The 12,410-nt window shown below is 72.6% G+C and carries 9 protein-coding genes; 2 read left to right on the top strand and 7 right to left on the bottom strand.

Annotation, left to right across the window (positions count from 1 at the left end; translation table 11 throughout):
• The first annotated feature begins 149 nt into the window (after positions 1 to 149).
• Both ssb and Z164_RS20525 read left to right on the top strand, forming a co-directional pair.
• Positions 150 to 635 carry a single-stranded DNA-binding protein gene (gene ssb, locus Z164_RS0112110; protein ID WP_024890949.1) on the top strand — a complete coding sequence of 162 codons (486 nt, stop codon included), beginning with the start codon at positions 150 to 152 and terminating at the stop codon, positions 633 to 635.
• Positions 636 to 775: 140 nt separating this feature from the next.
• On the top strand, positions 776 to 1,294 hold the full coding sequence (locus tag Z164_RS20525; RefSeq protein ID WP_052338430.1) for a DUF4019 domain-containing protein: 519 nt from the start codon (positions 776 to 778) through the stop codon (positions 1,292 to 1,294).
• Positions 1,295 to 1,472: 178 nt separating this feature from the next.
• On the opposite strand, the gene Z164_RS0112100 is transcribed toward Z164_RS20525, so the two are convergent.
• From Z164_RS0112100 to Z164_RS0112070, 7 genes are all read right to left on the bottom strand, one after another.
• Positions 1,473 to 2,435 carry a DMT family transporter gene (locus Z164_RS0112100; RefSeq protein ID WP_024890948.1) on the bottom strand — a complete coding sequence of 321 codons (963 nt, stop codon included), beginning with the start codon at positions 2,433 to 2,435 and terminating at the stop codon, positions 1,473 to 1,475.
• Between the two features lie 153 nt (positions 2,436 to 2,588).
• On the bottom strand, positions 2,589 to 3,899 hold the full coding sequence (locus Z164_RS0112095) for an NTP/NDP exchange transporter (protein WP_024890947.1): 1,311 nt from the start codon (positions 3,897 to 3,899) through the stop codon (positions 2,589 to 2,591).
• A 13-nt stretch (positions 3,900 to 3,912) separates the two neighbouring features.
• On the bottom strand, positions 3,913 to 4,884 hold the full coding sequence (locus Z164_RS0112090; RefSeq protein WP_024890946.1) for an aldo/keto reductase: 972 nt from the start codon (positions 4,882 to 4,884) through the stop codon (positions 3,913 to 3,915).
• A 269-nt stretch (positions 4,885 to 5,153) separates the two neighbouring features.
• Complete coding sequence (locus tag Z164_RS0112085; RefSeq protein ID WP_024890945.1) at positions 5,154 to 6,542, bottom strand: YncE family protein; 1,389 nt, start codon at positions 6,540 to 6,542, stop codon at positions 5,154 to 5,156.
• Positions 6,543 to 6,711: 169 nt separating this feature from the next.
• A complete protein-coding gene (locus Z164_RS0112080; protein WP_024890944.1) occupies positions 6,712 to 7,737 on the bottom strand; it encodes an alpha/beta hydrolase in 1,026 nt (341 codons plus the stop codon).
• A gap of 22 nt (positions 7,738 to 7,759) precedes the next feature.
• The gene (locus Z164_RS0112075; RefSeq protein WP_024890943.1) at positions 7,760 to 10,012 is read right to left on the bottom strand and encodes a TonB-dependent siderophore receptor; all 2,253 of its coding nucleotides are present in this window, start codon (positions 10,010 to 10,012) and stop codon (positions 7,760 to 7,762) included.
• A gap of 177 nt (positions 10,013 to 10,189) precedes the next feature.
• Entirely contained in the window at positions 10,190 to 12,265 is a 2,076-nt protein-coding gene (locus Z164_RS0112070) for a TonB-dependent receptor domain-containing protein (RefSeq protein WP_024890942.1), read from the bottom strand.
• Between the last annotated feature and the right edge of the window lie 145 nt (positions 12,266 to 12,410).

Below are 12,410 nucleotides of genomic sequence, written 5' to 3'. Positions count from 1 at the left end.
GGAGATTATAGGCGCCGGCCGGCGAGGCCCGATATCGCGACGCGGGCTTTTCCCACGCCCCGGCGGGCGCCGGCGGCGGCCGGGGCGAGGGGGCTTGCCGGTATACTGCCCGCCCACAGGCAGCAGCTTCATTCAGCGAGGACGGTCCCATGGCCCGCGGCATCAACAAGGTGATCCTGGTCGGCAATCTCGGCAACGATCCCGAAACCAAGTACACCCAGAGCGGCATGGCGGTGACCAAGATCAGCCTCGCCACCACCAGCGTGCGCAAGGATCGCGACGGCAACACCCAGGAACGCACCGAGTGGCACCGGGTGACCTTCTTCGGCAAGCTCGGCGAGATCGCCGGCGAGTACCTGCGCAAGGGCTCGCAGGTCTACGTCGAGGGCTCGATCCGCTACGACAAGTACACCGGCCAGGACGGCCAGGAACGCTACTTCACCGACATTATCGCCGACGAGATGCAAATGCTCGGCGGCCGCGGCGATGGCGGTGGCGGCGGTGGCGGCTACGAGCGCGGCGAGCGGTCCTCGCGCCCGCCGCGGCAGGAATCGGCCGCGCCGCGCCGGCAGGCGCCCGCGCAGCCGCCGCAGCCGGCGATGGACGATTTCTCGGACGACGACATCCCGTTCTGAGACGGCCGCCCCCGGGCGGCGCGCCGCGCGCGGGGCGTTGCCTCGTCGCCGGGACGGCGCCGCCGCCCGAGCGGCCGTGGCTTGCGGCCGGGGGCGCGGAGTGAGATAGATACCGCCCTTTCCCAGCGGAAGCAGGCAGCATGAGGCAGCACAAGACTTCGAACCGCATCGCCCTGGGCGCCGCCATCGCCCTGCTGGCGGGCGGCGCCTTCGCGCAGCAGCCGGCGCCGCAGGCGCAGCCCGCGCCGGCGCAGGCGCCCGCGCAGCAGCAGATCACTCCCGAGCAGCGCGAGCAACTGGCCCGCCAGGACGCCGAGATCACCCGCGCCGCGCAGCAGGTGCTGCAGCTGATCGACAGCAACCGCGCCGGCGAGGTGTGGGACATGGCGAGCGAACGGGTCAAGCGCCTGATCCCGCGCGACGCCTTCGTGCAGGAGATCGACCGCGACCGCAACCGCCTGGGCGCGCCCGGCGAACGCGGGGCAGCGGTGGTCACGCGCTCGCAGTTCGAGGCCGGCGGCCAGGTCCCCGAGGGGCTCTACCTCAACGTGGCGTTTCCGACCCGCTTCGCCAACAGCGCCGAGCCGGTGCGCGAGCTGGTCTCGTTCCGGCTGGACGAAGACCGCGTCTGGCGGGTCTCGGGCTACAGCCTGCGCTGAGCCTGGCCGTTGGCCGGATGCACGGGGCGCCTGCGGGCGCCCCGTCGCGTTCCGGCGCGTTCGCCACGATGCGCCGGCGCAGGCTTCCGGTCGCCGCCGGGCGCGTCCCGTGCGCTGTTTCGCTGCCGTCCGGGGGCCCGGTCTCGTCCAGCGCGGCCGGCACATCCAGGGCGGCGGATCAATCCCGCCGGCGCGGTTCGATCAGGTCGCGCGCCTCGCCCGTGGCGAGGTTCTCCGCGTGCAGTTGCGCCGGCGCCGCGCGGCGGCGCGACAGCAGCGGGTGCGCCAGCACCGCGGCCATGATGATCGCCACGCCGGCGTAGAAGGCGGGGGTCAGTTCGCGCTGCTCGCCCAGCAGCAGGATCGCCAGGGCGATCGCGTACACCGGTTCCAGGTTGACCGCCAGCTGCGCCGAGAACGCGCTCATGTGCCGCAGCGCCGCCAGCGACAGCGCGAACGGCAGCAGCGTGCAGCCGAAGGCCAGCAACAGCAGGTAGCCGGCGTCGCGCGCGCCGGGCAGGGCGAAGCCGCCGGCCAGCGACGGGACCAGCACGGCGACCAGCGGCCACAGCAGGGTCAGCGCGCCGGCGCCGGCGCCCAGTTCGATGGCGGTCACCGTCAGCGGGTCGGCGCGCTCGACCAGACGCTTGTTGAGCGCGCCGAACAGGGCCACGAACAGCGCCGACAGCGCGCCGACCGCGATCCCGATGCGCATCTGCGCCGGCACCCCGCCCACCACCAGCGCCACGCCCGGCAGCACCGCCACGCCGAGCGCCAGTTCGCGCCAGGAGATGCGGCGGCGAGACAGCCGCGGCTCGATCAGGGCCACGAACACCGTGGCCAGCGCCATGCAGGTGGCCGCGACCGAGGCGTTGGCCAGCTTGACCGCGCCGTAGAAGGTCAGCCAGTGCAGCGCGACCAGCACGCCGATGCCGGCGTACGCGCCCAGCAGCCGGGGCGGCAGCGCGCGCAGGCCGCGCCGGATCCGCGGCAGCAGCAGGAGGGTGGCGGCCACCAGCAGCATCCGCCACCACACCAGCGGCAGCGCCGGCAGGGCGATCAGCTTGCCGAGGATCGCGGTGAAGCCCCACAGCAGCACGCAGGCGTGGATCTGCCAATGGGCCTTGGCGGTGGGGGTCATGTCGGGGGCACGGCGCGGGGGCGCGCATTATCCACGAGGCGGCGGTCGCCGGCGTGTCGGTAGTGCGACCGTCCCTCGCGGCCATCGCCGCGCGCAGGCGCACGCGGTGCGACGGGGCCACCGGCGAGCGGATGCCGGCGGTCGCCGCGAGCGCTACGCCGCCGGCTGCGGCGGCCGGGCGGCGGACTCCGATGCCCCGGCGCGGCCGTGGGCGCGCGCCAGCGCGCCGCCGGTGGCCGTCCAGCCCAGCGCGAGGGCGGCGCCGACCAGCATCGCCAGGGTCGGCTGCTGGGCGATCGCGTCGATGCCGGCCTTGACCCAGCCGCTGACCGCGTCGGCGCCGCGGTAGACCACGGTGTCGTTGAAGTTCTTGGCCTTGTACTTGGCCGCCGGGGCGACCACCGAATACAGCATCTCGCGGCCGGGCCGCACGAAGGCGTACTCGCCGGCGCGGCGCACCACCATCACCACCGCCAGCACGGCGAAGGTCGGGGCGAAGGCCAGCCACAGGAAGCCCGCGGCGGCGACCAGCGGCACCAGCACCAGCAGCACGCCCACGCCGAGGCGGCCGGCGACGCGGCCGGTGACGAAGAGCTGGGTCAGGATCGCCAGCGTCTGCACGACGGTATCGATGATGCCGAACACCCGGGTCTGGTCGGCGCGGTCGGGATAGGCCGCCTCCACCAGCCGCGCCTGCTCGAAGTAGAGGAAGGTGCTGACGCTGGCCAGCAGCAGCACGAACAGCGCGATCCCCAGCAGGTAAGGCGAGCGCAGCACCTCGGTGGCGCCGGCGAAGGGATGGCCGCCGAGCGGCTGCCTGCGTTGCCGCGCCTCGTCCGGCGCCAGCGGGTGGCGCTCGCGCCAGCGCTGGATGGTCCAGGCCATCGCCGCCGATCCCAGCAGCAGCGCGGCCGAGAGCAGGACCAGCCCGGCATGGCCGATCGGCCCGACCAGGAAGATGCCCGCCAGCGGCCCGACCAGGCCGCCCAGGCTCGCGCCGGCGGCCATCAGCGCGAACAGGCGCTTGCCTTGCGCGGCGGAGAACACGTCGACCAGCACGCTCCACGCCACCGAGATCGCGATCAGGTTGAATACCGACAGCCAGATATAGAACGTGCGCGCGATCCACACGTCGTCCGGCCGCAGCAGGAAGCAGGCGCCGAAGACCAGCAGGTTGCCGGCGAAGAAGCCGTAGACCCAGTACAGGATCCGCCGCCGCTGCACGCGGCCGGCGATCCAGCCGAACAGCGGCATCGCCGCCAGCGTGGCGAGGAAGGTGCCGGTGAACAGCCACTGCAGGTTGTCCACGCCGCCGGCGATGCCCATCGTCTCGCGCACCGGCCGCAGCATGAAGTAGCCGGCGAACAGCAGGAAGAACATCGCGAAGCCGGCGGCGACCGCGCCGGCCTCCTCGCGCTCGACGTCGAAGGCGGCGGCGATGCGGTCGAGCGGGCTGCGGGCCATCGGCGCTCTCCGCTCAGGCGAACAGGGCGATCAGTTCGTCCTGCTGCGCCCGGCTCAGCAACTCGCCGGTGCCGGCCTTGAGGTTGTCGGCCTGGCGGTCGGGCTTGCCGGTGGCCGGGATCACCGCGGTCACCGCCGGGTGGCTGATCGCGAACTTCAGGAACATCTGCGCCCAGGACCCGATGCCCAGTTCCGCCGCCCAGCCCGGCAGCGCCTTGTCGCGCGCCTGCGCGAACAGCTTGCCGTCGTCGAAGGCGCGGTTGATCAGCACCGCCACGCCCAGGTCCTGCGCCGCCGGCAGCAGCGAGCGCGCCGCCTGCGGGGCGTTGACCGAATAGTTGACCTGGATGAAGTCCGGCTTCTCCGCGCGCATCAGCCGCTCCAGTTCGGCATGCCCGCTCTCGACGTAGTGGGTCAGGCCGATGTACTTCGTCGCGCCCTGTTCCTTCAGCTCGCGCGCGTAGGGCAGCGCGATCCGCCAGGCGCGCAGGTTGTGGACCTGCAGCAGCTCCACGCGCTCGGTGCGCAGGCGGCGCTGGCTTTCGGCCCACTGCGCTTCCATCGCCGCGCGATCGTCGGCGGCGATCTTGGTGGCCAGGAAGCAGCGCTCGCGCCAGCCGCCTTCGTCCAGCAGCGCGCCGAGCACCTCGTCGGCGTTGGAATAGTTGGGCGAGGTGTCGAACAGGCTGCCGCCGCCCTCGAAGAACACGCGGATGGTCTCCTTGAGGGTCTGGTATTCGGCCGAGCCCAGCGCGGTCTCGTAGCTGCCGGAGGTGCCGGCGCCGATCACCGGGATCCGCTCGCCGGTGGCGGGGATGGCGCGGGCGATCAGGGGGCCGGCGGCGGGCGCCGCCGGCGCGGGAGCGGGGCCTGCCGGCGCGGGCCCCGGGACGGCGGTCTCCTGGCTGCAGGCGGCCAGCGGGGCCAGCGCGAGGCCGGCGGCGGCGAGGGAGGCGGTCGCGAGGAAGTCGCGGCGCGTACGCATAGGAGCTGCTCCGGATCGGGATCGACGGCCGATGATAGGCCGGCCGCGGCGACGATTGCTTCCTCGCCGGCGCGATCGCGCTGCGTACGGGCGCGGGCGGCCGGGAAGAGGGCGAGGCCGCGTGGCGGCCAGGCGCGGGCGGAGCAGCGCGCGCCGGGACCCTGGCGGGTCCAGGGCGTCGAACGAGCGCCGGCGGGACGGGCGTCCTGCCGGCGGGGACGGGTTCCGAAACAGGGCCCCGGGGGGCTCCCCGGGGCCGGTGCCGCGGGTCAGCGGGCCTTGGGCGCGATCCGGCGGATGTGGTCGCCGGCCGGGTCGTCCGCGCCGCGCGACTTGTTCACCGCGAACACGTGGCCGCGGCCGTCGGCGGTCACGTGGTTGGGGAACGTGCCGCCGTCCAGGTTGGCCACGATCCGCCCGTCGCCGTCGACCGCGGTGATCGTGCCGGCGCCGCGGCTGGGCACGAAGGCCAGCCCGGAGACCGGGTCGAAGGCGACGTTGAGCGCGCCGGCGCCGACGTAGACGTCGTGCAGCACGTCGCCGCTGTCGGCATCGACGATCAGCAGGTTGTCGCTGCCCTGGGAGGCCACGTACAGGCGCTTGCCGCGCGGGTCGTAGGCGATGCCGGAGGCGCCGGCGGCGTTGGGCAGGGCGAACACGCGCTCGACCCGGCCGGAGGCGCCGTCGATGATCGCGGCCTCGCCGGTGGACATGCTGACGGTGTAGACCTTGCCGGTGGCCGGATCCAGGTCGAGGCTCATCGGCCCGAACTTTTCGCCGCGCACGGTGGACTCGATCGTCACCGGCTCCAGCACCTCGAGGGTGCGGGCGTCGAACACGGTCAGGGTGTTCTCGCCGGTCGCCGAGGCGTAGACGCGCCCGTCGCGGGTGTCGACCAGCACGTCGCGCGCGTGCGGCACCGTGCCCGGCTCGAACTGGCGCACCAGCGACAGGTCGGACTGGCGGTAGACCGCGGCGGTGTTGTCGCGGGTGTTGGTGACCCAGACGTTGCCGTTGACGTCGTCCACGCCCACGCCGTAGACGGCGAACACGCGGCCGTCGTCGTGGCCCGGCACCTGGGCCGGGGTCACGCGGGCGACGATCTCCAGCGTCTCCGGGTCGACCTTCAGCAGCTCGGAGCGGGTGACCGGCGGGCGGCCGACCGCGGCGGTGACGAACAGCGCGTCGCTCGCGGCGCTGTAGGCGGACTGGTACAGGCCCTGGACCAGCTTGTGGCTGGCCACGTCGAAGCGGTCCTGGCCCGACAGCGGCACCTCCTTGGAGATCTTCAGGTCGAACACGGCGGCGGCATCCGGGTTGGCGACGCGCACGACGACCGGGTGACGGCCGGCGACCGCATCGGCGGGGATCCGCAGCTTGGCGGAGAAACGCCCGTCCGCGTCGGCCACGTAGGGCTCGGCGTTGAGCGCGGTCTCGCCGCGCAGCAGGGTGATCGCCTGGCCGGGCTTGAAGCCGGTGCCGCCGATCTCGATCTCGCTGCCCGGCAGCACCACCGGGGTGGCGGCGCGCACGCTGCCCTTGAAATCGGTGTCGGCGGGGCCGAACACCTGCGCGCCGGCGAAGCCGGCGGCCAGCGACAGGGCCAGGCCGAGCGCGCCGATGCGCAGCCGGGTGGGGATGGAACGCGACCTCTTCATTGCGGACTCCTTGCGAAGTGAACACCGGAGCCGGAATGGCCCGGAAGGGAATGCCGGCGAAGGCGTGGCCGCCGCCGGGAAAGCGTGGGGGCCGCGCGCGGCGCATCGGCGATGCGGGCGCCGCGGATGGGCGGCACCGATGCCGGCGCCGGGTGCCGTCGCGGCAGGCTCATCGCGCCGGGCCCAGGTCGCCGGCGGGGCTGGGCGTGCCGCTGCGATCGGCGACGCCGGCGATCGCGTGCAGCGCCCACATCAGCGAGGCGCGGAACATCGGGCCGTGGGTCAGGCCGGGGAACTCGCGGTACTCGACCTCGACGCCCTCGACCCGCGACAGCCGTTCGGCCAGCCGCTCGGCGGAATCCGGCGGCGCCGCCTCGATCCGGCGCAGGTGCACCCGCACCCGCGGGTCGGACAGGTCGCGGTGATCGACGCTGCGCGCGCGCTCGCCGCCGCCCAGGCTCAGCAGCACGCGCACGCGGCGCCCGGCATTGTGGGCCGCGAAGCGCCGCTCGGGCGCGTCCAGCAGCGCGCCGTCGCCCCACCACAGGGACGGGCTGCCCGCGGCGTAGGCGGCGAACGCGCCGGGGCGCGTGTACAGCGTGTGCAGCGCGAACAGGCCGGCCAGCGAGTGGCCCCACAGCGCCTGCCGCGCCGGATCGATGGCCACGCGCTCGCGCAGCTCGGGGCGGATCTGGCGTTCGATCGTCTCCAGCAGCGCGTCGGCGCCGCCGCCGCCCACGAGGGTGGTGCCGTCGCGCATCGGCCGCTCGCCCTCGACCGGCGTGTAGTCGCGGGTGCGCGCGGCCGAGTCGATGCGCAGGTCGTTGTCGTAGCCGACGAACACCAGCACGTGCGGCTCCGGCTGCGCGGCCAGCTCGGCCAGCAGCGCGTCGTCGAACTCGATCAGCGCGGCGTTGCCGTCGAGCATCCAGAACGCCGGGAAGCCGCCCGGCGGCGGCGCCGATTTCGGCACCGCGAGCTGGACCCGCCAGGTGCGGCTGCGATCGGCGCTGGACACGGTGAAGCGCTCGAACGCGTAGTGCGCCGAGGCGCGATCGGCCACGGTCTCGCCGATGGTCTGCTGCGGGTTGCGCTGCTGCGCGGCCGCCGGCATGGGCACGGCCAGGCAGCCGGCGGTCAGCAGTCCCGTGGCCACGGCCACGGCGACGGCCCGGGGGGCGAGGGGCTGGGTCATTGCGGTTTCGCGGACATGCAGGTCAGAAACCGATATTGACACCAACGAACCAGGCGCGTCCCGGCTCGTTGTAGGTGTAGGCGCCGGCGCCCTGGATCTCGTTGGGGGTGCCGATGTTCACGCCGGAGGCGTTGCCGCGGCGGAAGATCCGCTTGTCGAGCAGGTTGTCGACGCCGGTCACCACGTTGACCGTGTCGGTGATGCGGTAGCGCAGGCTCAGGCCCAGCAGCGCGTAGGCCGGCATGCGGTCGGCGGCGCTGCCGGTCGCCGGCAGGCCCTGGTAGTCGAACTTCTGCGGCTTCTGCTCGCCGTAGAAGGTGCCCTTGGCCAGCACCGAGAGGCGCTCGCTCGCCTGCCAGTCGAGCAGGGTGTTGATGGTGTAGCGCGGGATCGTGGACAGGTACTCGCCCGTGGTCTTGTTCTCGGACTCGAGCATGTAGGTGAAGTTGGTGCTCCAGGCGATGCCGTCGGCCAGCGGCAGCCTGAGGTTGCCCTCGATGCCCTCGACCACCGCCTTCGGCACGTTTTCCCAGCGGAAGACGTCGACGACGGCGCCGTTGACCGGATTGGTCACCGTTGCGACGACGGCGTGCCCGGCCTCGACCTTGTCGCGGTAGTCGTTGCGGAACCAGGTCAGGGTCGCCTGCACGTCGCGGCGGGCGTATTCGATGCCCAGCTCCTGGTTGACGCTGGTTTCGGCGTCCAGGTCCGGGTTGCCGACCAGGAAGCACGGGCCGCCGCCGCCCCAGCAGCCGATGCCGGCGCTGAACAGCGCGTAGCCCGCGTTGCCCTGATACAGGTTGGGCGCCTTGTAGGCGCGCGCGATGCCGGCCTTGAGCGTCCAGTCCGGGGCGAGCTGGAACGAGGCGTTGAGGGCCGGGCTCCAGTTGTTGCCGTAGCGGTCGTGGTGGTCGAAGCGCAGGCCGGGGGTCAGCGTCCAGCGCTCGCCCAGGTAGATGTTGTCCTCGGCGAAGGCCGACAGGATGCGCGCCTTCGCGGTGCCTTCCCAGGCCACGGGCGGCGGCGGGACGTTGGGCTGCGGGTTGCGATCCTTGAGCGCGGAGGCGTTGTCCTCGATGCGGCTGTCCACGCCTTCGACCCCGAACGTCAGCACGTGGTCGGCACGGTCGCCGGCGACGGTGCGGCTGACCTCGCCGTGCACGGTCAGGTTGCGCAGGTCGATGTCGCCGAATCCGCCGTCGACGATGAAGATGCCCTCGGTGCCGCCGGCCAGGCCCTCCAGCAGGCGGACGTTGCGGGTGCGCTCCAGCGCCACGTAGCTCAGCGACGTGGTGTCGTCGCCGTAGCGGCCGCGATGGGCGATGTCGTAGGTCTGGCGGTAGAGGCGGTTGGTCTCGGTGCCGATCCGTTCCAGCACCTCGGGATTGCGGTTGGTGTTCTGGGTGTCGCCGGCGTAGATGTTGCCCTGGCGCGAGAAGCCGGCGCCCAGGTCGATGCGGTGGTCGGGGGTGAGTTCCCAGTACAGCGTGCCGTCGAGGTTGCGGTTGCGCACGCCTTCGCGGCCGGCCGGGAAGGTGCCGGCGTTGGTGCCGCTGCGGCGCGAGGCGTGGTCCTTGTTGATGTCGAAGTCGTCGGAATCGGCCTTGGACAGGTTGGCGGCGAGGCGGAACGACAGCCGCTCGCCCAGCGGCCCGCTCATCTGCACGCCGGCGCGCTGGCTGCCGCCGTCGACGCGGTGCTGCGGCACCTGTCCGTAGAGGTTCAGCGAGCCGCTGAAGGTCTCGGTCGGCAGCCGGGTGACGATGTTGACCACGCCGCCGGCGGCGCCGTTGCCGTAGCGCGCCGCCGCCGGGCCGCGCAGCACCTCGATGCGCTCGATCTGCTCGGCCGGCACCCAGTTGGTGTCGCCGCGGCTGTCGCGCTCGCCGCGCCAGCCGTAGCGCACCGAGTTGCGGCTGGACACCGGCTTGCCGTCGATCAGGATCAGGGTGTTCTCGGGCCCCATGCCGCGGATGTCGATCTGGCGGTTGTTGCCGCGCTGGCCGCTGGTCGAGTTGCCGGTCAGGTTGACGCCCGGCAGCGTGCGCAGCAGTTCGGAGATGTCGTTGCGCGGCGGCTGCCGCTCGATGTCCTCGGCGAGCACCACCGAGGATCCCAGCGCCTGGCGGGCGATCTGTTCGGCGGTGACGCGGACGGCGTCGAACTCGACCGGATCCTGCCCGTCCTCGCCGGCGGTCTGCGCCGCGGCCGGCCATGCGAGCGTCAGCGCGACGGCGGTGGACAGGATGCAAACGCGGGGGCGGGAACGGGGCATGGGGATGTCCAGGCGTGTGCCGGGCGCGTCCGGCAACGGCTCGGACGGGCGCAGGAAGCGGGAGGGGCGGGGCCGGGCGGCCCGCCGAATGATAGGTTTGCTGCGAATGGTTATCAATAACTTCCGGGCCGGCTGGTCGGACGGGCGGGTGCGCCGCCGCGTCCGGCCCGGGCGGCGTCAGTAGCGCGCGGTCAGGCCCACGAAATAGGTGCGCGCGCCGCCGTCGTAGTTGTTGCCTTCCTCCAGGGTCGACTCGTCGGTCAGGTTGCGCACGCCGGCGCGCAGGGTCAGGTGGCGGTTGACGTCGAAGCCGGTCGCCAGGTCCCAGGTGGTGTAGGCCTTGGCGAAGGTCGGCCCGGAACGGCTGCCGGCCTCCGTGGCGACCAGTTGCTCGCCGATGTGCTGCGCGCTCAGGTTCAGCGACCAGGCGTCGCTGACGCGCCAGTCCAGCGAGGCGTTGGCGGTGATCTTCGGCACCACCAGCAGGTTGGCGCCGGTGCTGCGGTTCTTCGATTCCAGCATCCGGGTGGCATTGACCGTCCAGGTCAGGCGCTCGTGCAGCGGCACGACCAGGCTGGCCTCGATGCCGCGGGTGCGCGCTTGCTCGATGTTCTGCGCCACCGTCCACCAGTAGCCGTTGACGAAGCTGGAATCGAAGCCGGGCAGGTCGCGCAGCGGCGCCTGCTCGATCTTGTCGTCGAAATCGGTGTGGAAGTAGGTGGCGGCCACCGACCAGCCGTTGCGGTCGAAGCCGGCACCGATCTCGTAGTTGGTGCTGGTCTCCGGCTCCAGGTCCGGATTGCCGGCCATGTAGCAGCCGGTCGAGCCGTCGGCGTTCACCGACCGGTTGGTCCAGCCTTCCACGACCAGGCTGCTGCAACCGTTGCCGCGCGACTGGGTGGCGGCGCCGGCGGTGCCCTGCTTGAGGTTGGGCGCGCGGAAGCCGCGCGACACGCCGCCGCGCACGGTCCAGTCGGCGCTCGGGTGCCAGACGCCGTAGACGCGCGGGCTCAGGTTGTCGTCGTAGTTCTCGGTGTTGTCCCAGCGCAGGCCCAGGGTCAGGGTGAAGGCGTCGTGCAGCGAGAGGTGATCCTCGGCGAACAGCGCCCAGGCATCGGCCTCGTTCTCCGGGGCGATGCGGCCGCTGCCGGCCCAGGTCACCGGGACCGTGCCGATCGTGGACGGGTTGCGCAGCTGCTCGCGCTTCCATTGTCCGCCGACGTTGAGCGCGTGCGCGACGCCCCAGTCGAAGCCGGTGTTGAACACCGCGTCCAGGACCGTTTCCTTGGACCAGGTGCCCACGTCGCTGCCTTCGTCCTCGTACTCGTTCTGCGCCAGCGTGGTCTTGGAGGTGGCGGCGTCGCCGTAGCGGCCGTCGTGGGTGGCGACGTAGCCGCGGTGCACCAGCTTGGACAGGCCCCAGGCCGCGACCTCGCCCGCGCCGCTGGCGCGCTGGACGCCGCGCGAGGCTTCCAGGCCGAGCGTGTGGTCGTCGCCGATCCGCCAGTGGAGCAGCGCATTGAGGTTCTCGGCCTGGTTGCCGGGCGTCTTGCCGGCGCCGGTGTCGGAGGCGCGGTCGGTCAGGCTGGCGCCCACGCGCAGCCCGAGCGCGTCGGTCAGCGGGCCGCTGAACTGCGCGCCGATCTGGAAGGTGTCGCCACGGTCGGAGGCGTCCGGGCGGCTGTAGTTGTAGGTCGCCGAGCCGCGCCATTCGGGGGCGATCTTGCGGGTGATGATGTTGATCACGCCGCCCATCGCGTCGGAGCCGTACAGCGACGACATCGGGCCGCGGACCACCTCGATGCGCTCGATCATGTCGGCAGACAACCAGTTCAGATCCTGCGGGCCGAGGTCGTCGCGGTAGTTCACGCCGGAGGAATTGCCCTGGCGGCGCCCGTCGATCAGGATCAGCGTGTACTGCTCGGGCAGGCCGCGCAGGCGGATCTTGGACTGCGCGCCCGACAGCGCGTAGCCGCCGGTCACGCCGGGGACGGTGCTCAGCAACTGGCCGATGCTGCTGACCGGCTTGCGCTCGATCTCCTCGCGGGTGATGACGCTGATGCTCGCCGGCGCGTCCTTGATCCACTGCTGGACGCCGGTCGCGGTGACGACGACGGTTTCCAGCTCCCGGGCATCGGGCTCGACGGCGTCGTCGGCCAGCGCGCTGCAGCACAGGGCCAGGCCGATCGCGCCCGCGAGCGGGGCCAGGCGGCGGGAGGAGCGGCGGGGCGAGGGGGTGGGGATCGACGGCATGGGGTGTGTCCGGAGAGGTTCGCGGCCGGCGCCGGACCGGCGAAAGAGAACGTGGCGTCTGGAGGGCGGTCCCGGCGGAACCGTCTCTTAACGATAATTTTAATGCGAATAATTATCAATACGGATTGGCCTGGGCGGACCCTCG

The sequence above is a fragment of the Luteimonas huabeiensis HB2 genome (assembly GCF_000559025.1).
GTDB classification, from domain to species: Bacteria; Pseudomonadota; Gammaproteobacteria; order Xanthomonadales; family Xanthomonadaceae; genus Luteimonas; species Luteimonas huabeiensis.
The sequence above is the reverse complement of the archived record's forward strand: the minus strand, read 5'-3'. Positions and strand labels throughout refer to the sequence as shown.